Origin of the sequence: Vibrio sp. 10N.247.310.17, assembly GCF_041466605.1 — a bacterium.
Lineage (GTDB): Bacteria > Pseudomonadota > Gammaproteobacteria > Enterobacterales > Vibrionaceae > Vibrio > Vibrio tasmaniensis_A.
The window spans coordinates 15,886-34,288 of the sequence record NZ_JBFSTC010000057.1 but is presented as its reverse complement, the minus strand read 5'-3'; the positions used below and the strand labels follow the sequence as shown (position 1 = coordinate 34,288).

The 18,403-nt window shown below is 43.5% G+C and carries 22 protein-coding genes and 2 pseudogenes; 10 read left to right on the top strand and 14 right to left on the bottom strand.

Translation table 11 applies throughout. From position 1 onward, the window contains the following. Positions 1-156 precede the first annotated feature (156 nt). Complete coding sequence (locus AB6D80_RS15650; protein ID WP_372188989.1) at positions 157-1,056, bottom strand: HNH endonuclease; 900 nt, start codon at positions 1,054-1,056, stop codon at positions 157-159. Between the two features lie 94 nt (positions 1,057-1,150). Here AB6D80_RS15650 and AB6D80_RS15645 point away from each other — a divergent pair. After that, a pseudogene (locus AB6D80_RS15645) lies at positions 1,151-1,270 on the top strand (alpha/beta fold hydrolase); the annotation flags it as partial. Between the two features lie 300 nt (positions 1,271-1,570). After that, positions 1,571-2,497 carry a hypothetical protein gene (locus tag AB6D80_RS15640; RefSeq protein ID WP_372188993.1) on the top strand — a complete coding sequence of 309 codons (927 nt, stop codon included), beginning with the start codon at positions 1,571-1,573 and terminating at the stop codon, positions 2,495-2,497. A 115-nt stretch (positions 2,498-2,612) separates the two neighbouring features. On the opposite strand, the gene AB6D80_RS15635 is transcribed toward AB6D80_RS15640, so the two are convergent. Then, positions 2,613-4,121: a DUF3360 domain-containing protein gene (locus AB6D80_RS15635; protein ID WP_009846994.1), complete on the bottom strand. Its 1,509-nt coding sequence runs from the start codon at positions 4,119-4,121 to the stop codon at positions 2,613-2,615. Between the two features lie 411 nt (positions 4,122-4,532). Here AB6D80_RS15635 and AB6D80_RS15630 point away from each other — a divergent pair, with 411 nt between their 5' ends. From AB6D80_RS15630 to AB6D80_RS15620, 3 genes are all read left to right on the top strand, one after another. Next, positions 4,533-5,087, top strand: coding sequence for a hypothetical protein (locus AB6D80_RS15630; RefSeq protein ID WP_086049529.1), 555 nt, complete (start codon positions 4,533-4,535; stop codon positions 5,085-5,087). Between the two features lie 335 nt (positions 5,088-5,422). Beyond that, complete coding sequence (locus tag AB6D80_RS15625; protein ID WP_029222870.1) at positions 5,423-6,295, top strand: patatin-like phospholipase family protein; 873 nt, start codon at positions 5,423-5,425, stop codon at positions 6,293-6,295. Between the two features lie 15 nt (positions 6,296-6,310). After that, positions 6,311-6,679: a hypothetical protein gene (locus AB6D80_RS15620; RefSeq protein ID WP_231900037.1), complete on the top strand. Its 369-nt coding sequence runs from the start codon at positions 6,311-6,313 to the stop codon at positions 6,677-6,679. 88 nt (positions 6,680-6,767) lie between these two features. Here the strand turns inward: AB6D80_RS15620 and folM are convergent, their stop codons facing one another. The 4 genes and pseudogenes from folM to folK form a co-directional block, all read right to left on the bottom strand. After that, positions 6,768-7,484, bottom strand: a complete 717-nt coding sequence (folM, locus tag AB6D80_RS15615) for a dihydromonapterin reductase (RefSeq protein ID WP_372188987.1) — start codon at positions 7,482-7,484, stop codon at positions 6,768-6,770. Further along, positions 7,481-8,119, bottom strand: a complete 639-nt coding sequence (gene folE / locus AB6D80_RS15610) for a GTP cyclohydrolase I FolE (RefSeq protein ID WP_017099742.1) — start codon at positions 8,117-8,119, stop codon at positions 7,481-7,483. The genes folM and folE overlap by 4 nt, the downstream gene beginning before the upstream one ends. Before the next feature lie 10 nt (positions 8,120-8,129). Beyond that, positions 8,130-8,507: a dihydroneopterin triphosphate 2'-epimerase gene (gene folX / locus AB6D80_RS15605; RefSeq protein ID WP_012604170.1), complete on the bottom strand. Its 378-nt coding sequence runs from the start codon at positions 8,505-8,507 to the stop codon at positions 8,130-8,132. 127 nt (positions 8,508-8,634) lie between these two features. Beyond that, positions 8,635-9,146 (bottom strand): annotated as a pseudogene (gene folK, locus AB6D80_RS15600) (2-amino-4-hydroxy-6-hydroxymethyldihydropteridine diphosphokinase). A 168-nt stretch (positions 9,147-9,314) separates the two neighbouring features. Here folK and AB6D80_RS15595 point away from each other — a divergent pair. Further along, entirely contained in the window at positions 9,315-9,653 is a 339-nt protein-coding gene (locus AB6D80_RS15595; RefSeq protein WP_017109731.1) for a hypothetical protein, read from the top strand. A 191-nt stretch (positions 9,654-9,844) separates the two neighbouring features. On the opposite strand, the gene AB6D80_RS15590 is transcribed toward AB6D80_RS15595, so the two are convergent. Together AB6D80_RS15590 and AB6D80_RS15585 are read right to left on the bottom strand one after the other, a co-directional pair. Continuing rightward, positions 9,845-10,852 carry a tetratricopeptide repeat protein gene (locus AB6D80_RS15590; RefSeq protein WP_372188985.1) on the bottom strand — a complete coding sequence of 336 codons (1,008 nt, stop codon included), beginning with the start codon at positions 10,850-10,852 and terminating at the stop codon, positions 9,845-9,847. Between the two features lie 285 nt (positions 10,853-11,137). After that, complete coding sequence (locus tag AB6D80_RS15585; RefSeq protein ID WP_012604166.1) at positions 11,138-11,593, bottom strand: Lrp/AsnC family transcriptional regulator; 456 nt, start codon at positions 11,591-11,593, stop codon at positions 11,138-11,140. 142 nt (positions 11,594-11,735) lie between these two features. On the opposite strand from AB6D80_RS15585, the gene AB6D80_RS15580 reads away from it, so the two are divergent. Then, on the top strand, positions 11,736-13,547 hold the full coding sequence (locus AB6D80_RS15580) for a PLP-dependent transferase (protein ID WP_372063753.1): 1,812 nt from the start codon (positions 11,736-11,738) through the stop codon (positions 13,545-13,547). A 149-nt stretch (positions 13,548-13,696) separates the two neighbouring features. On the opposite strand, the gene AB6D80_RS15575 is transcribed toward AB6D80_RS15580, so the two are convergent. Next, the gene (locus AB6D80_RS15575; protein WP_012604164.1) at positions 13,697-14,200 is read right to left on the bottom strand and encodes a YcxB family protein; all 504 of its coding nucleotides are present in this window, start codon (positions 14,198-14,200) and stop codon (positions 13,697-13,699) included. 280 nt (positions 14,201-14,480) lie between these two features. Here AB6D80_RS15575 and AB6D80_RS15570 point away from each other — a divergent pair, with 280 nt between their 5' ends. Both AB6D80_RS15570 and nqrM read left to right on the top strand, forming a co-directional pair. Further along, positions 14,481-14,927 carry a NifB/NifX family molybdenum-iron cluster-binding protein gene (locus tag AB6D80_RS15570; RefSeq protein WP_372063755.1) on the top strand — a complete coding sequence of 149 codons (447 nt, stop codon included), beginning with the start codon at positions 14,481-14,483 and terminating at the stop codon, positions 14,925-14,927. After that, positions 14,924-15,121 (top strand): (Na+)-NQR maturation NqrM, encoded by a 198-nt coding sequence (gene nqrM, locus AB6D80_RS15565; RefSeq protein ID WP_009846971.1) that lies wholly within the window; start codon positions 14,924-14,926, stop codon positions 15,119-15,121. Before AB6D80_RS15570 ends, nqrM begins: the two co-directional genes overlap by 4 nt. Positions 15,122-15,185: 64 nt before the next feature. Here nqrM and AB6D80_RS15560 read toward each other — a convergent pair whose 3' ends face one another. Continuing rightward, positions 15,186-15,464: a DUF134 domain-containing protein gene (locus AB6D80_RS15560; RefSeq protein ID WP_372049571.1), complete on the bottom strand. Its 279-nt coding sequence runs from the start codon at positions 15,462-15,464 to the stop codon at positions 15,186-15,188. Positions 15,465-15,508: 44 nt separating this feature from the next. Between AB6D80_RS15560 and AB6D80_RS15555 the strand changes: the two genes are divergently transcribed. Further along, positions 15,509-15,982: a PaaI family thioesterase gene (locus tag AB6D80_RS15555; RefSeq protein WP_372063757.1), complete on the top strand. Its 474-nt coding sequence runs from the start codon at positions 15,509-15,511 to the stop codon at positions 15,980-15,982. On the opposite strand, the gene AB6D80_RS15550 is transcribed toward AB6D80_RS15555, so the two are convergent. The 4 genes from AB6D80_RS15550 to AB6D80_RS15535 all read right to left on the bottom strand — a co-directional run bounded on the left by AB6D80_RS15550 (position 15,963) and on the right by AB6D80_RS15535 (position 18,016). Then, positions 15,963-16,166, bottom strand: coding sequence for a hypothetical protein (locus tag AB6D80_RS15550; protein WP_012604160.1), 204 nt, complete (start codon positions 16,164-16,166; stop codon positions 15,963-15,965). The genes AB6D80_RS15555 and AB6D80_RS15550 overlap by 20 nt on opposite strands. A 317-nt stretch (positions 16,167-16,483) precedes the next feature. Further along, entirely contained in the window at positions 16,484-16,627 is a 144-nt protein-coding gene (locus tag AB6D80_RS15545) for a hypothetical protein (RefSeq protein WP_009846967.1), read from the bottom strand. Between the two features lie 26 nt (positions 16,628-16,653). Next, positions 16,654-16,929 (bottom strand): HU family DNA-binding protein, encoded by a 276-nt coding sequence (locus AB6D80_RS15540; RefSeq protein WP_009846966.1) that lies wholly within the window; start codon positions 16,927-16,929, stop codon positions 16,654-16,656. A gap of 391 nt (positions 16,930-17,320) precedes the next feature. Then, entirely contained in the window at positions 17,321-18,016 is a 696-nt protein-coding gene (locus AB6D80_RS15535) for a VC0807 family protein (RefSeq protein ID WP_372063760.1), read from the bottom strand. Between the last annotated feature and the right edge of the window lie 387 nt (positions 18,017-18,403).

The window sequence follows — 18,403 nt, the reverse complement described above, 5'->3', positions numbered from 1 at the left end:
TCCCAGCCAAATATCCGTTCAGGTTCAAGCAATAATGCTTATCCGAACGGCATTATCGCGATTGCGGGGCCTTTTTGTTCTTTACGAAGTTCTCATCGACAAGTTTAGTTGAATCCCTTTGGAGTATCGAGACGTTAAGTAGTCGAGTCGCGTTAGTTAATTTGTTTGCGAAATTTTGAAGTTGAACTCGTTGTTATGTGCTTCTAAATACTTTTCAAATCGATCACGATGAACTTCGCTTAGTTCTTCAGCGCAAAGTTCTTCTCCGCTTTGAATACCTAACCCTTTCAGTAAAGAAACATTTAGTTTGGGTGATAACCGCGATATGTACTTCGAGCCTTTTTTGATGAAGGTTAGTAAGTGAGCGTCAAATAGTTTATCAATATGAGCACAAAGTAGGATACCATTTGCGCCATCAAGTCTCTGTTCATCACTGTCACATTTGGACCAAGGAACTATGTGAGATGCAATCAAAATCTCGCGTACACTTGTAAGTGTTAATGCACAGCACTCACCATTTCCCCATGAGTTGATAACGTTTTGTCTAAATTGCCCCTGCCCAATACGCGAGAGAACTAAACTTTCACGTTCTGTCTTATTGGTAATAGTACCGAATATTACGTCGACGTCTTGTGCTACGTTGGGTGAGGGCATTTTTGAATACTTTGCGTTATGGTTTCCGATCGCATAGTACTCGCTGCCAATGACCTCAAGGGACATTTCAGAGACTTCTTCTATGTACTCTTTTATCTTAGCGCTACCTGTATCTGTATAACCATCGTTATCTTCATCCCAGATTATTGGAAATGTTCTTAATGAATATCCTTCGTTTTCCACCAGCTTGATGTACTCAAGAGCTTCGCCAAACGCATTAACCCTACGCCCTTCATTGTTGAACTCCCAGTTCATAGAAAAAATTAACGATCTTTCTCGGTTTGTATTGACGTCCCATGCACCAAAATAAACTTCTTTTTTTTCGTGATTAACAAAAGCCCACCCATACCGCGCATTTCGGTTCGTTGCACCGAAGGATTCCATAAACTTTTTGCGTGACATTCTCTGCCTTACTTCTTAGTTAGTGTTTCTTAATTTTAACCTAGGAGTAGTTTACAATCGTGGACAGCGGTCAAATCAGGATGAGATTGTTCGATATAAACACATCAAGGATTACAGCATTTACTGCATTGAAGACTCAGGTCACTTCCCAATGCTAGAGCAACCTGAGCAGTTCAACACAACGTTGATGAAAGCGGTTAAGTCAGTGAACTAGCGCGCTGTAGTTGTTAAAGGATAGTGGTTACCCTTAGAAAGATATAACAAAGGCCTTGCGTGTGTAGGACCTTTTGTTAATTGAAGGTTCTGCTAGCTACATTCATTCCTAATTTGCGAGTGATGATCGCATCGTTCACTCGTTTATGGTCCTTAAACTTGTGCCTCATAGTTATATAAATGCTCTATCAACCATCCCTAGATACGTAATCAGCATCACTGTTATTAGTAAGGGCTGACCGAATCTAGAAGGTGTTTTCTACTGATAATCACTTTAACTATGTGTTTAGGACGTTCTGCTATCGCTAAGAAAATAATATTCATTCATGGTCGCGCTCAAAAGCCCGATAAAGATTCCCTTCAAGCACTTTGGTACGAGGCTATAGAACATGGCTTACAGCGAGATTGTGAAGACTCAGGTTCATTACAAGCTTTTAAAGATGTCGATAAACGGTTTGTCTATTACGGAGAACTATCAAACACATTGTTAGAGAAACCAACGGAAGACCCTGCAAGTCGACAACAAGCGCTGTCTGAACTCAAAAAGTACAAGACAAGCCAGTTCAATAAAACAACGTATAACAAGGTATCTAAAATTGGTTTTCTAAAAGAGGCGTTAGCAGATACTTTTTCATCGCTGTTTGGAAAGCTAGGTGTGGCTGAGACACTCATAACGAAGGTCGCACCGGACATGGCGCATTATTGGTATGAAGATACCTATTTTGGTAGCGATGTTAGGCATAGGCTAATGGTTGAACTGAAGGAAGCGCTTGATAATCAGGATGATGTGATGATTGTATCGCACAGTCTCGGGTCGATGATCAGTTATGATGTGTTGTGGAAGTTGTCTCATTACGGAGAGTATAGACACGACTATGGTGCGGACAAGAAGGTCAACTTATTGCTGACGCTCGGGTCGCCGTTAGGAGATGAAAACGTAAAAGATAGGCTAAAGGGGAGCCGCTTGAAAGATGAGAAGAAGTACCCTTTAAACATTCAGCAATGGATAAACATATCGGCAGAAGATGATTTTATCTCTCATGACAGCAAAATTAGAAATGACTTTAAGGATATGCTCAAACTGGATCTGATACCCGGCGGAATGAAAGATATCCATCCAGTTTATAACCTCAATATTCGCAACGGAAAAAGCAATCCGCATGCTTCCATCGGTTATCTCATCAACCCTAAATTCATCAAAGTGTTGGATGAATGGCTCTCTAGTTAATTTGGTTTACCATCGTAAATTGCTAGCGACTCGTTCGTTGAAACTTAGATAAAACTAAGGCCTCGCGTGTGCGAGGCCTTTTTGTGTTCCGACTAAAACTCAATATTAATTGAGCTTAACGAAAACTCGGGATAATCGCTGGAATCCCCGGTAGAAGGCCAACCAACGCCATCACGCCACTTAGTACAATAAACATAATGCCAGGCAACACCCAACGGCTCATTTTGCTAAGCTCACTACTACGTTCTTTACAACCGACTAAGCCTAAGTTATCCAACAGCATAGTGAGAGCCCAACCAAATGCAGGGTTAACGAGCGCTGAAGAAAATACAACAATCGCTGCTGACTGGGTGGTTTTTCCTTCACGCGTCATTTCCATTCCTGCTTCTAGCAATGGTACAAATACCCCAACAATTAGCGCGACACACAGTACAGGTTGCCAGATAGCTAAATCCATCGGGTAACCCCAAACTGCGGCGATGATACAGAACAGAGCTGTAAGCAATGCACCGGCAGGAATAGGGCGTTTAGCAATCGCCGCAGGCACGATATAAGTACCCCATGAAGACGTAAAGTTAGTACCACCGAGCAGAGAACCGAACGTTTGGCGAATTGAAGCCGTGGTCATGGTGTCGTCAATGTTCATGTGTACTTTTTCGGTACGTTCTGGATAGCTGATCTTTTGGAATACTTGATGCCCTAAGAAATCCGGCGACCACATCGCCACGGCTAGAATCGCAAACGGCAATACCACCATGAAATGTTCAATCGTTGGTAGGCCTAACATCCAGCCTGTATCTTCTCCCCACCAATACATAGGGTTCATGTTAGGTAAGCCTGGCTCAGTGTGGAAAGCGAATGGGGCACCCATGGCAAATGCAATCGTACCACCTAGCAAGCAGCTAAGAGGGACAGCTAACCAACGCTTACGGAAATGTTCCAATAATGCGTACAAAATAATGGTGCAAAAGATCACGACAAAAGCAATGTGGCTCATGCCAATTCCCTCAGCCCAAGCGAACAGCTTTTTCACTTGAGAAGCGGTTCCAACAAAGCCAAGGTAGAGCAATAATCCGCCACATACGCCTTTACTGGTGAGGTTGGCCAACATGCTGCCACCTTTACTGATGGCTAAGATGAGGCCAAAAGCGCCAATCAATAACCCAAACGCCATAGGGTGTCCGCCTGCTGCAACCACTATTGGAATTAACGGGATGAGTGGACCGTGTGTACCTGCGAGGTTCGCGGTCGGCAACAGGAAGCCAGAGAAAATAATAATGAAAACAGAGGCGATGAGGAGTTCATAACGAACGTTTTCTAGAATGAAGTCTTCATTTAATCCGAGAGCCCCAGCAAAGGTGGCTGCAATAGCGCCCACCATAACCACTTTACCAATGGTCGCCGCCATCGCTGGGATGGTGTCTTCTATCTCAAATCGATAATCTTTAAACGGCAAATTTGGACGCCAGCGCTTAGGCGACATGATTTGCAATTCGTGTTCTAGATACTGTTCTCGGGAATCAAATTCCGATCTTGGTTTATGTTGTTGTTCATAGGTGAGTTCATCCTCATGGACTTGAGGCTTCTCTGTTTGTATATGTGCGGACTCTAAAGTAGTGCTCATTTTGATTCCTTTCGTTCACACTCTGAGGTGTGTTATTCCAACAAACGTTGTTGACTCACGGCATGAAGTGAAAACAATGCGTCAACTTATCATTAAAAATTCATTAACATTTAGTTGTTAGTACCTTATACCAAACCAAAAAAAACAAATAGACTCAGTCGGTTAGACATTAGTCGTAGAGTCGGACGACTAGTATTAGACCTGTAGATAGTATGTGTCTGTTTATTTGTAGGCGATGAGCTTTATTGGTAATAAATGAATATCTAACAAGAAATGCTTGGCGTTAAAGCATCAGATAGCATCCATCGATGAGTGGTTTCTGGGGTAACGTTTTTGGTTAAAAACTATTGATAATAATTCTCATTACGTTGCCTTGTGGGCTCAAACACACTCATTGTTGCGGAGACCAACATGGAACACTCGGATATTACTCAACTGCTTATTCCAAAGAGCGATTGGGCATCGCCTGATCTCTTTCTCTATGAAGGGGAAGACAAACTTCATCTGAGCTTAGAAGGCGCAATTCAATACAGTGGATTGAACAGCATTGGTGGCGTGGTTCTGGGCTTTAGGATGATCCAACATGCGGTGCAACTCGCGGCGGGTGATCAGTCTTTGCAACGTGATGGCATCAGTGTTTATACCGCGTTCCCTGGACGTGGTGCTCAAGATGCTTTTGAGTACACATGCCGCGCACTGCGTGATAGGCGCTATTGCTGTGATACCACATTGCACCATCCAGCAGCGCAAACCGGACAACGTGGTCAGTTCTTGTTTACGCTTCGCTTGAATGAACAGTCTATGGTGATGACGCCAGCAGACGGGCTTCCAAGAAAGAGCTATTTTGAGGCCGACAGACACGCACAAGAAGGTCGAGAGGCAGCATTGAGATGGCGCGATGAGAAGATCAACTTCGCCAATACGCTCTTGAGCTTGTCGCCAGAAGAGTGCTTACGCGTGTTGTAACTCTTTGTTCTCACTTACAGGATGAGTTAAAAAACACAATGAACAACAAGAGGTCGCTCGCTTTCAAGTGGGCGACCTTTTTTGTATCAAGCGCTCGTGGAAACCAGATTCCTAGTCGCGCTTAGGCTTGCTGGAATGACTCACTTTTAGTTTAGTGCGGTAGTCTAAAGTCTATGAGTTTCAGCAATCAACTTAAGCTGCCCGATCTCAATCCGCGACACATTTAGGCACGCAGGTGGTGCAGTTTTCAAAGCATTACACAGCTTACACTGACACGAAGTGATATAATTTTTGCCCAAAGCTTTGAAGAGCTAATGAATTAAAGGATGAGTACGATGGAAAAAACGATCTCGTTGGTACTTGGCAGTGGTGGCGCAAGAGGCTTGGTTCACGTTGGAATCATCCGTTGGTTAATTGAGCATGGCTACCAGATAAAATCCATCTCTGGTTGTTCAATTGGCGCACTTATCGGTGGTGTCTATGCGGCGGGTAAGTTGGATGAATTTGAAGAGTGGGTCACCAGTATCGACCAATCGGATATGGCGATGATGTTGGATTTTTCATGGCAATCGAGTGGTATCTTCAAAGGGGACAAGATCATCGACACACTGCGTGGATTGATCGGTGAGATTTCAATTGAAGAACTGCCTATCCCTTATACCGCAGTTGCCGCTAACGTCGCCGATGAAAAAGAGGTTTGGCTGCAATCAGGCTCTCTGTTTGATGCCATTCGCGCCTCCATCTCTTTGCCACTGTTCTTCACTCCACATGTCATTAATGGTGAAGTGCTGATTGATGGAGGAGTGCTCAATCCCGTACCGATTGCGCCTACCTTTAGTGATAAGACAGACTTTACGCTGGCTGTGAACTTAGGTGGTGAACCTGAGATGCTTCAACAGGAAGTGATACCGGTTTCCCTACCAACAAAAGAGAGTAACCTGCATGAGAAGGTTGTTCACTTTATCGATAATCTCGGTAGCAGTGTAAAAAGTAAAATGAGCTTCAATTTTGCTGCTTACGACATTGCCAACCAAGCGTTTGATGCGATGCAATCGACCATTGCTCGCCAGAAACTGGCCGCTTATCCCGCCGATATTACGCTTGAGATCCCACGTAATGCTTGTGGCACCTTAGAGTTTGATCGCTCACAAGAGATGATAGATAGAGGCTACCATTTGGCACAGGCTAAATTGGGCAATCGACTTTAATGTATTTGCTGCTGAATGAGAGTATTTATGGAAACTGAACTAAAACTATCTGAACTCAAAGAATTGGTCACAACAAAAGATGTCATCGTACTCACTAGCTCAGAAGCAGCTGCCGTATCTTGGCTGATAGAGTGCTATCAAGAGAACGCTGATATTCAGATTATCGAGAACGCACATCAGCTAGATACTGAAGCGGTTTTGGCGCAATGCCGAGACAGCCTGAGTCAAAATAAAAAGGTCATCCTCACCGCGCAGTTTCGTAGCCAGCTTCCTATTATCAATATCGCTTCACTGTGTAATGAGAAGCGTAAATCACTAATCAATATTGAATTGTTAGGCTGGGACGAAGAAACTCGTCTTCCTCATTCTTATAGCAGTTTCTAGGTTATAAGAATTTCTAGCTTATAGCGGTTCCTAGTTAACCGCATTCGCTATATAGCAGCCGTTTTAGGTAGCAGACAATGTAAGCGCATTACTTCAAATGTCTGCCGCCATCAAGGTGCAAAGTTCTTCCTGTCATGTAGTGACTGGCCAACACAAACTTGATGCCATCTATTATTTCCTCAAAGCCCGCTTCTGTGGGAATCAGAGCTTTCTTCAGCGCTTTGGTTTTGTATGCCTCATCGTCATGTTCATTAAACTTAATCATGGCTGGAGAGAGGGTATTTACTTTGACCTTGGGAGCCAGCATCGCTGAAAACGATAGCGTTAGGTTGTTGAGCGCCGCTTTACTGGCCGCGTAAGCAATGTGTTTTTTTCTGCCTTTTTCTGCAACGTAGTCACTGATGTGGATGATGTCTGAAGTTTGATCGCCAGATATCAGTTGGTCTTTGAGTGTTAAATTGAACAGATAAGGCACGGTAGCGTGAATCGTCATCATCTGGTGCATGATGTGTGATGCATTTTCACTGGGATCTTTCTTGCTCTCAGGTTTCCAGTCCGAAGCGTTGTGTATGACGGCTCTGAGTGTCTTATATTCTTGACCAACATAGTGAAGAAAACTCTCTAGACTACTTTGCTGATAAAAGTCTACATGCTGCAAGTCGGCTCCACTGTCGCGCAACAGTTGCAATTGAGGATAGTCGTTGCGATAAGTGCCAACCACTTTGTATCCATCCGCTAAAAGTTGCTGCGCCAGTGCGAAACCGAGTCGCTTTCCCACGCCGGTTATTAGTATCGTTTCACTCATCGTAGAAACTCAGCTCTGGTTTGAGGGTTAGTTTTGAAAATACCACCGAGAGCGGTTGTTGAGGTTTCAGAGTTTGCATCCATGACGCCTCTGGATTTAACGCAATAGTGAGTGGCTTTAATTGTCACGGCCACGTTTTCTGTTTCGACTAGAGTCTGTATCGCAACCAAGATTTGTTGTGTAAGGCGTTCTTGTACCTGAGGACGCTGAGCAAAGAATCGAACGATACGGTTTATTTTAGACAGCCCAAGAATCTTGTTTTCAGGTATATAAGCCACTTCCGCTAAACCATCGATGGTAATGAAGTGATGTTCGCACGTAGACGTTAAGTCGATATCCGATACCTTAACCATTTCATCAACCGACATTTTATTTTCTATAACACTGATTTTCGGGAAGTTATCATAATCGAGCCCTGAAAATATCTCATGGACGTACATCTTTGCAATACGATGAGGTGTTTCAGCAAGGCTGTCATCGGTTAGATCCAGTCCAAGCGTACTGACCACTTCCGTCAAAAGTCCTTTGATGCGGTTGTACTTCTGGTTGGGATTCATTTCGCTCGGTGTCATCGGAGTTTCAAGTCCTCTTGCGAGCAAAGCTTCTCTTACTTTTTCGGCTTCTGTGTTCAGCATGACGCACTCCTTATGAAATATTGTCGTTGTCTGCTTCATAGCTCAGAGTGAGCGAAACAGAGTCAGCAAAACGTAGCGCATGAGGCTTGTCGATTCTCACTTGAGCGTATTTCACCCATGGATGATCGATACAGATGCCGAGTACGTCGCTGGTCAATTTTTCCAAAAGCAGAAATCTTCCGGATTCGACATGTTGAATGATCTTCTTGCAGATGTTTTTGTAGTTAAGCGCGTTCTCCACATCATCTGAGAGACAAAGGTTGTTCGCGGGGTAGTGGATTTCTGCATTGATAACGATGTCTTGCTGCTTAGACTTTTCTTCTTCGTTGAAGCCGATGAAGGTTCTTAGTCTCAGGTTTGTAATGGTGATAATGGCGTTGTGATTCATAACAGTGTCCAATCCTTAGAAAGTGAAGTCAGTTACGTGCTTGTTTTAAGAAAAGATCAGTAAAGCTCAGGTGATTAAGAGTTCAGTCGTTCCTTTAGCCGTTGTTCATTTTGTAGCCGTTCTTTTTTCAGTCATGGAAAGGCTGAGTGAAACTGATATCGAAAGGGATGGGTTCGGTTTTTTGGCTCAATTGATCGAAGCTTTCCCAGAGCTGCTGAAATGAGATGTCTAGAGTGGGGTGGCGTTCTTGCGCGGCAATATCGACTAACGGTCTGAGTACAAATGCGTACTCGGTGATTTCGCCTCTAGGCAGCTCTACGCCATCAATAATGCCGACTTGATTACCATAAAGAAGGATGTCGATATCCATCGTGCGTGAAGCATAGGCTTTGGTCTGACGCTTGCGATCATTCTCTGCTTCGATTTGATGCAGAACCTTAACCAGATCTGCGATAGGAAGGTTACATTCGAACCCAACGACTAGGTTTAAGAAGTTATCCCCTTTAAAACCGACAGGCTCGCAATCGTAGAATTTAGAAATGTGTAGGGGCGCAAAGCGGTCATGCATGCTTTGAGAGATTCTGTGACGTGATGTTCGCGGTTAATGTTGCTTCCGATGCTGACGTAGACGTTGGCCATAGTTTTCCTTCCTTTAAGGAGCCTATACGTCCAACTCGCGAGGAAGATCAGCTATGTATCCTCTTAGAGACAGGAAGATAAAAGAAAATACGGTTCTGCCACAAATCGCGTCGGATAGTGATAGAATCCCCGCATCAGAATTATCGAGAATCTAGGTATTTATAAACAATGTTTATCCATCACGTTAACGGCATCGACTGGCTGGTGATTACAGCTTTTGAAGAACTGAAAACTATGTTTATCGAAGATGCAGGTCCAATCCCATCTTACTTCTCGACCGCCAGCGAATTGAGCCTGATTGATCAAGCCAAGCGCAGTTATGGATTTTTACCTAAACTCCGCGGTGTGATCACTGATACCGGCACGTATCAAAGTGAAAATCTTGAAGAAGATTTGAACCCACAGCTTGCGTGTATCGTTGAAGGGCGAGGCCGAGTGTTTATCTATCACGGCGACTACGTGGCTTTTGTCGATGACGAGCAAACCTTCATTACTCGAATGGACTGAGAGTGATTCAGTGGGTTTGGAGCGGTTGATTGGTTAATGGGTTAATTAGTTATAGATAAACGGCTCTGTAGATAAAACTAAGGCCTCGCGTGTGTGAGGCCTTAGTTTTGAGGCTGTTACAATAAACCGATCTCTAACGGGTAATTGGATAGAAGTGTTCTAGTCCATGACAATTAGAGTCGTTACTATCCTTACCAGATATCTTCGATTAAAGAGTCTTTAAGCTGCGCAGCTGCGGCAATGTTTTCTTTCGACATGTACTGTTTCACGTCGATTATCTCTTTCTCTGCATCCGAGTTTCCGTATTCCTGCGCGACTTCAAACCATGCTAGCGCTTTAACAAAATCGCTCCATGTACCGTGACCATTACGGTAGGCGTAACCAACGGAATATTGACCATAATCGTTGCCCTGCATTGCGGCGTGAGTGTAATACTCTAATGCTTTTTTTGCGTCTGTAGTTTTGAAACCACACGGTTTTTTGTATCGCGTAGAAGAGTAAATATCACCCATCTTCACATAAGAAAGTGTATGTTCATCTTCTTCAATGGCTTTGCTAAATAATTGCATCGCTTTAGAGCAACTCTTTTCAACGCCTTGTCCATTTAGGTAAGAAATACCCAAATTGTACATAGCACTTGCATCGCCTAAGTTAGCCGATTGCTCAAACCAATACGCAGATTTGGAGAAGTCTTGAGTGACGCCTTGACCTTCATCGTATGAAAATGCGAGTTGATACATAGCGTCAGAATACCCCGCTTTTGCAGAAGCTAGGTAATAATCGTTGCCTTTCTTTAGGTCGACACGTGTACCTTCACCATCAAAATACATTACGCCTAATGAGTAGAGCACATAAGGGTCTTTGCTGGTTTCAGCTTTGTGGTACCAAGCCAGTGCTTTTTCGTATTGCTCTTCGTAGTAATAATTATCTGCCAAGGTAATCATCGCTTTTACCTCACCAGATTCCGCGACTTGATTCATGTACTCATATCCGCGTTGTAAGTTCTCTTCATACATTGAATCTTCAATTAAAAGGTTAGCAGCCTGCATTAGCAATTCGTTATCGCTAGACGTTTCTGCGTTCTTTAAAAGTGCGAGTTCTTCGCCTTCAAAAGCTTCTATCTCAAGATCGTATGCAAAAGTACTAGCGGATAGCAGCAGCGACAGTGACGTTAAAAAAGTACAACTTTGTTTTATCATTTAAGCCATTTCTTATATTAGTAATGTTTCACATGAATATAACAAAACAGCTTTGAAAATAAAGGAAATTTCGGGCTATCGAAAACCGAATTCACGACAATGAGACCTAGGGCATCTCAATATACTGGAAGCAACCAAGACTGGTTAATAAACGTTGACCCAAGCGATTAACTCTATGGCTTAGGCGCGGAAACTAGGTGGCACTGACTCAGTAGCAATGGACAGAGCTCTATATGTGCCGATAATGATCTAGAGGTCTTTAAACCCAAGTTATCGTGACACTCATTACCTGACTGGCAGCTTGGTCTTTGTTTTTACCTGACCGAAGGCGAAGCTGGATTCAATCGAAGCAATATTGGGCAGGCGGGTTAATTGCTTGCGGATAAACTGCTCGTAGCTTTTTAGCGACTCGCTGACTACATGCAATAGGTAGTCGTGATTGCCCGTCATTAGAAAGCACTCTAACACTTCATCAATCACTTCGATGTGCTGTTCAAAGTCTCGCATGTTCTCTTCTGTCGGCTTTTCAAGTTTCACCAACACAAACACATTGACTGGCAGGCCACACGCTTCTTGGTCAACACTGGCGTGATAGCCGCGAATAATCCCTTGTTTCTCTAATGCTCGAACTCGGCGTAAGCAAGGAGAGGGCGACAGTGCTACTCGGTCGGCCAACTCTTGATTAGTCAGTCTAGCGTTGCTTTGCAGTTCAGCCAGTATTTTCTTATCGATCTCGTCCATTGGCATATTCCATCAATATTGATTTTAATTTGGCAATATTATTGCTCAAAGTGTATGTCTTACTTCGCAAATAGCAATTTTTAACATCCGCGCAAAACTAAAATTAAAGGAGGAACAACCAGCATGGAATGACTTAGGAATTATGAATACTTCAACTCAACTTAGCCCGCTGCGTAAAACTACCAAACTCGAACAAGCAGAAGCCCTTGCCATTGAGCAAGCCAAGCATTTTGGTATCGACCCAAACAGTGATTACGGCGTCACGCTTATCGAACTGGCGACGACACTGTACAAAGCCAATACCAAGACACACGATCTTTGGGCATTGACGGTTGATGGCCTTTCAGAGCTCGATAAGAGCGACCGAATCGCTTGGTTTAACGCCAAACGTTTTTTGTCATTCCAGATCGCTAAGATCCTCGACAATCTGCAAAACCCAATGCGCGCCACTTACCAGTCTATTGCCACCAATAATGGTAATTTTGCATCCAAAGGTGCGTATCCTATCTTCGATAATGTCGCTGCTATTTTCTCTGCGAGCCCTGTGATTACACGTACCGCGACCTATTTGTTTGCGTGTACAGAATGGATTGAAGATGCGTTTAATGGTAAGGAGCCGCTGCACGATATTTACTCTCGACTGCTTAACCCAACATCGATTTCACTGGCTAACCACATGGTTGATATTGAGGCAGGATCTAGAGCCAATGAGTACCTCGCATGGAACTTTAACTCGGGGATGGCGGCCATTGATGGGTTGTTGAGCCATTTACTTGGCCATGAAGACATTGTCTTGGCTTCACGCAATATCTACGGCGGTTCTTACCAGTTGTTGGAAGATTGGTTTGGTAAACCTTCTAATTTGAATGTCGCGGTAGAGTGGGTGGATGGTTACTCCGGGGATGAGTTTGCGACGCGACTTGATGAGGTTGCCGATAAATACGCAGATCGCATCGCTGCGGGTAAGAAAATCTACGTCTACCTAGAGTCACCGTGTAACCCGCATGGATACGTGTTAGATGTTGCTAGTATCAGTAAAGCAGGTCACGTTCGTGGTTGGGATGTGATTGTTGACTCGACAGTGGGCACGCCTTTATTACACCCAGTACTGAAACGTGATGATGTGATGGAAAGACCCGATTATGTTATTCACTCTTACACCAAAGAACTGGCGGGTTCTGGCACCACAACAGCTGGAGTTGTGATTGGCCGCAACGAGACCATGTTTATTCCAAAAGGAGAGGAGGTCACTTTCACCAAGTCCAACGGCGATGAGGTCACCATTCCATGGAACGAAACGCTGTTTTGGAATGTGTACTACATTAAGGGCGCATTCCTAGACGCAGACAAAGCGTTTGAAGTGCTCAATGGTATGAAAACGTATGAGATGCGAGTGGTGCAAAAAACGATTAATACCCTGGCTCTGGCGAAGATCTTCGATGCCCACCCAGACATCAATGTGTCATGTCCAGCTTTGCCAGACAGCGATAACTATGAACACTGCCAGAACAACATGTACTTGGGTTTACCAGCGGCGCTTTTCACAATCGATATGGAAGGTAACGGCGACCGTGCACCAATCAATCGAGATGGGTTTAAACAGTTCTTCGACATGCTTGAGCCAGCAATCGGCATGCAAGTGAGCTTAGGGCAAACCAACACAGTGGCCTTGTGCCCAGCACTGACCACGCACTCAGAGCTCAGCGATGAAGCGTTAAATGAAGCAGGCATCAAGCCAACCACAATGCGTATCTCTATCGGCTTGGAAGATCCGCGAATGTTCATCGCTCACATTATCGAGGCCGCTAAATTGTCGATTGACCGCAAACACGCAGACTTCTCATCGAGTTTCCCGAGTGGTGAGAGTATCGATGAAATCTATATGCAAACCTATATGGATGTACACCAGAGGTTTGTGAAGAGCTTGCCGAAGTTTGAGCAACTTACTCAGTAAGCTGAGTTATTAAGGAAAGGTGACAATCACTTATTTGGTATACGGTGGCCACTGTTGTAGTCCAGTCATGACACTTAGGGGGATGTAAAAATGCCTTCTAAGTCAGCAGGCATTCATAGATGCTAATTTGCTTAGAAAGCTTAGAAAGCTTAGGAATCTTTGGATGTTTTGGAAACTTCGTGTTGTTCAATCATGAAGGCAATGGCTTCATCGCTTAAACAAGATTTACTCACATATTGGCGCTGCTTTCCAATATGAAGGATAAAACCTAAATCGGTTTGTTCAAGTTGGTCGATGTCACGCCAAGCGATAGTATTGGTGGCTTTACGGTTTTTATAACTCACACCATCAGTATCCCCTGAAAAGACCACTTTGCTGCCAGCACCTGAGCTGATTTTTTGTCGCCATAACCACCAGGTTCTCTTGCAATATACACTGAACGCTTCAATCACACTCAAAACGATAAAAAACCAGCCTACGTAGCCACTAGGTAACAGTTCAAACTCCAATAGAACCCAACCAAAAATAAGAAACAAAAATGCCTTTAAATAGGCTTTTGGAAACTGAGTCGGAAGGCTAGTTTGATCATAACACTCTGCGAAAAACGTTTTGTCGAGGGTGTATTCTGTGGTGAAACCGGGATCTTTAGGCATGTGTGGCTACTTTGTAGTTCTTTGTTGAGGCGCATTATATCGCTTCACGCTGGTTTGTCTTAGCGGTTTCAATCCTCTTTTGTAAATCAATAATACTGAATGCGCTTGTTCATGCCAGAGTCAGTTGTTATTTCAATTGGTGTTAAATGATGTTGTTGAGGATTTACTTCTTAACTTAAGTATCCATTCTGTAAATCTTATTTCTCATACGATAGTTATGGGCATATGCCAGTAATGGGGCGTATTCTGAATTCCTGATCATCAATAACAGGAAGTTACCATGTTATACGCAATACCTTGTCGTGACCTTCATGTCGGCAACCATTTTGCCCGTTCTCCACAGATCGCGATTGTCGATGAGCAACAACAAATAAAGCATCTTATTCCTTTGGTTGAGTCAGACAGCCCGTGCAATAACAAGAAGCAATGGATGTCCGTCGTTAAATCTTATGATGTGAAAGCTGTTGTGGTTCGTAACATCGGTAAGAAAATGCTGTCGCACTTGTTCAATCATGATGTTCGCGTTTTTGCATCTAAAGCAAAGGCGGAAGTTACCACTCTGGATTTCAGCAATCTACAAGAAGTAACCGACCTCGATTATGGTCGCGAGTCGCGAAATAGCGGGTGTAGCAATAAAACTTGCGGCGAGAATGGGCACAAAAAACAAGCTACGATTTTAATGGCACAGCCTAATCAGCTAGGCGCTATTCGAGGGTTCCGTAAATGACCTTTTTGTTGACGCTATTGGGGTTTGTCGGAGTCGTTACACTGATGGCGATAGGCGTGATTTTTTCGCGCAAGCCAATCAAAGGCAGTTGTGGAGGACTCGCACAATTAGACATTGAGCGCGAATGCAATTGCAAGGATGTGTGTGAAGGGCAAAGTCGAAAGTTGTATCAGATTACTGAGCCATCAAGCTAAGTATCAAGTTAAGCATCAAGAGTTCTCGCTCGCTGAGTTAAATAACTTCTGGCTAACACGTGAATTAACTGCCTTGAATCACCAACGCATGGCCGTTGACGATGCACTTGGCTACTTTGGTACGTGCTCGCTTAATGATGTTGCCGAACGTTTGGCGAGACACCTGCATCTGCTCGGCGGCTTCAAGCTGGCTCAATCCTTCTTGATCAGCTAAGCGTAAGGCTTCCAACTCTTCTAATAGCAGTTCTTCTTTATGAAGCTGGCCCATAGGAACGCCATTAGGCTTAAAACATGAGTAAGCCGCACGGGTACATAATTGACGATGTTTTTTTGGTCGAGCCATATCAATCTCTAGGAATCTAAGGGTTCACAGGAATAAGGGTAAGTATGAAGGTTTTCATTCCTCACAACCATCGCCGTTGCCAAGTGTGCAGCCAAGGTTTTTTCACAGACAGTCCCATTTGTTTTGAAGCTATTGGCGAAGGTGAGACTTTGGCTAAGCATGAAACGCCAATAAAGCATGAAAATTTAGCTAAGTATGAAGCTATAGCCAAGATTGTACCAACAGATAAAGCTGAGGGCTACGACGGTATTATGCAGGGGGGCATTGTTACCGCGTTACACGACAGCGCGATGTTGTATTGCTTGTTCCATAACAATATCAATGCGATGACGGTGAGTTTAACTTCTCGCTTTCACCATCCAATAGCCATTGGTCAGGAACTCGAAATTTGCGCTCAATGGGTGAAAAGCAGACGTAATCTTTATTTCCTCGAAAGCCAAATTACGCAGTGTGGGAAGTTATGTTCGTCGGCAAAGAGTCAGTTCATGTCAGCCCCGCCTAGATTTGATCTGAACTAGAAGCTTTGTTCTTTTTGAAGTATTTGAACGCTGTCCAGACGGCATAAGCCGAAACACCTACGATCAACGCTGAGCGAAGTAGAATAGGTGCATCATGCTCAAGTTGACTAACATGCGGCACAATACTAGCGAACAATCGACTGGTAAAAAGCAGCCCCATTACTAACATAACAATTTTATTCATGTGACCTGCCGTTCAATAGGGTACGTTGCACAGAAACAATTATGGGGTGGGTTACACGGCCAAAAAACTATTCTGCTCGAAATAAAATCATGCGCTTCTCAAGCTTGGTCGTCAACGCGATATCAGCTTAAAGCCAGTAAGCTAAAGTTTCGTTTTTGAAAGCGAGGGGGATTAAAAGTGAAGAGGGGATTGAAAGGGGGAAGAAGAGTGATGCGCTAGGGCTTGTTCTTCAAACTAAAATGCCACCGCAAATCTGCAGTGGCATTTGAATGACAACAAACCATCATGTAAATCTTTAATTACAGCTCGAATACAAACTAAAGCTCTAACAGTTTGGCTAATTCACGCTCTTCGAGAAGCTCTTCAATGCGTTGACGAGCCTTAGGCCCTTCAGCTTGTGCTTTGGTTGACTTGCCGGCTTTTTTACTGCGGCTCGTTTTTGTTTTTTCCTTAGTTGTCATCGGTAACCTTCCTTGTATTTTCTATCTTACAGGTTGCATGTCTCTTTTAGTGCTTTACCTGCTTTAAATGCTGGTGTTTTTGACGCTGAGATTTGAATCTCTTCTCCAGTTCTTGGATTGCGACCAGTGCGAGCAGCGCGGCTATTCACTTTAAAGCTACCAAATCCAAGGATAGATACATCGTCGCCATTAGCAAGCGTAGTCGAGATGCCTTCAACGAGTGCATTGAGTGCTGTGCCTGCTTGCTCTTTTGAGATGTCAGCAGAAGTTGCGATGTGTTCAACTAATTGAGATTTGTTCATGTTTTAAATTCCTTGTCGAGTTCGTCTGGCGTTTGGTTTTTGCAAACTATTGGTTAAATATGACCAATATGAACTGAAGTTATGTCATTGCTAGGATTGAACTTTGTAAAGTAACAAACGAAGTTGATTATAAAAACATATCACGCCTCATTCAATGCAAATCATTGACTATTACTTGTTTTCGGCCAGTTATGGACAGTGAGTCATGAAAATGAACATCGTTTTGTTTAAATTAATTCATGATATCAATCGAAAGTTAATATTTTTCTGTATGCAGAACAGACAAAAAAGCCCAGCGTGTGTGCTGGGCTCATGCTTTTTTGAAGCAATCTGATTTTGGAAACTATCGAGTATTTGAAGTGATTTTGTACTCGAGCTAACGCAACGAAAATTATTTAGTAATAAAAATCTGTTCCGTTTCTAGCGAAGTCATCGAGCGAACTTGGCGCCAAATGTAGTAGAAGATACCTAACATCATCAACATACTTGGTATAGCGATGGCCGGGTAGCTGTAAAGTGTCAACTTACCCAATTCTTCATTAAAAGCTGCAGTACCTGCTGGGCTAGTCACAATCCAAGTCGCTAGAAAGTAGTTCATCGCAGAAGAAAATGCGAAGGTACTAGCGAATAGGTAGTTTGACTTCATTAGGCAACGATTAAACTCTGCTTGGTTACCAAACTCTCTTAAACGCTCTTCGATTAGAGATATGTTTAACAGTGCAGGCGTGAAGATAACTTTTTGGATAAACGGGTAGCGAGTGAAGGTTGAGCCAAGAACCGCTAAACCAATTAGGCCGGGTATTAATGCTTCTTTTAATGCTAACCAACGAGTATCAAGTTCGAAGAAGCCGATACCGCCGGTTAATAATACGCTGACAAAGCCAAGTGCCGCGATGAAGTTAAACTTCTTGTTGCGGACTAACTCCATACCACCGTAAGCAATAGGGAAGGCAAGCGCGACAAGTAGTGCTAAGCCAGTTCCTAGGTGTTCCTCTCCACTGAACTTCATTAAAATGAATGAAGGAAGAAAGACGTTAAATACGACTTCGAAAAGAGGACTCGATTTTTTGTTTTCTGTGCTGCTCATAATTTCTAAATACATTATGTTATGGATTTATTCTCAGGGATTGTTGTTTACCTCGCTCAAGATGTAAAGCCTTAAGACGTCATGCTGTGTAACGACATGTGACATCAACGACATCTCTGAACTTATAGAACGCGTAATTCAACACTTTCGTGTCTGAGTTCTCGACCAACTTGGGGCTTATGATGTGAAAGCAGTTGTTTGGTGAGTCAATTTATATGAACGCCATAGCTAAGCTTTCGCGTTTTTCTGCAGTGATCCACATTCATCAAGTTCCCTAAGGCTGCAAAGGCATATCCATATAATTGGAAACATGTATGCCAAGTTGCTTGTGATATTTTGGTTGTGTTATAACATAACCAAAATATCACTCTTACTGAGAATAACGTT

Coding starts and splice junctions, on each gene's coding strand:
- AB6D80_RS15650 (WP_372188989.1), bottom strand. CDS start 1,056: ATGTCACGCAAAAAGTTTATGGAATCCTTCGGTGCAACGAACCGAAAT.
- AB6D80_RS15635 (WP_009846994.1), bottom strand. CDS start 4,121: ATGAGCACTACTTTAGAGTCCGCACATATACAAACAGAGAAGCCTCAA.
- AB6D80_RS15630 (WP_086049529.1), top strand. CDS start 4,533: ATGGAACACTCGGATATTACTCAACTGCTTATTCCAAAGAGCGATTGG.
- AB6D80_RS15625 (WP_029222870.1), top strand. CDS start 5,423: ATGGAAAAAACGATCTCGTTGGTACTTGGCAGTGGTGGCGCAAGAGGC.
- AB6D80_RS15620 (WP_231900037.1), top strand. CDS start 6,311: ATGAGAGTATTTATGGAAACTGAACTAAAACTATCTGAACTCAAAGAA.
- folM (WP_372188987.1), bottom strand. CDS start 7,484: ATGAGTGAAACGATACTAATAACCGGCGTGGGAAAGCGACTCGGTTTC.
- folE (WP_017099742.1), bottom strand. CDS start 8,119: ATGCTGAACACAGAAGCCGAAAAAGTAAGAGAAGCTTTGCTCGCAAGA.
- folX (WP_012604170.1), bottom strand. CDS start 8,507: ATGAATCACAACGCCATTATCACCATTACAAACCTGAGACTAAGAACC.
- AB6D80_RS15595 (WP_017109731.1), top strand. CDS start 9,315: ATGTTTATCCATCACGTTAACGGCATCGACTGGCTGGTGATTACAGCT.
- AB6D80_RS15590 (WP_372188985.1), bottom strand. CDS start 10,852: ATGATAAAACAAAGTTGTACTTTTTTAACGTCACTGTCGCTGCTGCTA.
- AB6D80_RS15585 (WP_012604166.1), bottom strand. CDS start 11,593: ATGGACGAGATCGATAAGAAAATACTGGCTGAACTGCAAAGCAACGCT.
- AB6D80_RS15580 (WP_372063753.1), top strand. CDS start 11,736: ATGAATACTTCAACTCAACTTAGCCCGCTGCGTAAAACTACCAAACTC.
- AB6D80_RS15575 (WP_012604164.1), bottom strand. CDS start 14,200: ATGCCTAAAGATCCCGGTTTCACCACAGAATACACCCTCGACAAAACG.
- AB6D80_RS15570 (WP_372063755.1), top strand. CDS start 14,481: ATGTTATACGCAATACCTTGTCGTGACCTTCATGTCGGCAACCATTTT.
- nqrM (WP_009846971.1), top strand. CDS start 14,924: ATGACCTTTTTGTTGACGCTATTGGGGTTTGTCGGAGTCGTTACACTG.
- AB6D80_RS15560 (WP_372049571.1), bottom strand. CDS start 15,464: ATGGCTCGACCAAAAAAACATCGTCAATTATGTACCCGTGCGGCTTAC.
- AB6D80_RS15555 (WP_372063757.1), top strand. CDS start 15,509: ATGAAGGTTTTCATTCCTCACAACCATCGCCGTTGCCAAGTGTGCAGC.
- AB6D80_RS15550 (WP_012604160.1), bottom strand. CDS start 16,166: ATGAATAAAATTGTTATGTTAGTAATGGGGCTGCTTTTTACCAGTCGA.
- AB6D80_RS15545 (WP_009846967.1), bottom strand. CDS start 16,627: ATGACAACTAAGGAAAAAACAAAAACGAGCCGCAGTAAAAAAGCCGGC.
- AB6D80_RS15540 (WP_009846966.1), bottom strand. CDS start 16,929: ATGAACAAATCTCAATTAGTTGAACACATCGCAACTTCTGCTGACATC.
- AB6D80_RS15535 (WP_372063760.1), bottom strand. CDS start 18,016: ATGAGCAGCACAGAAAACAAAAAATCGAGTCCTCTTTTCGAAGTCGTA.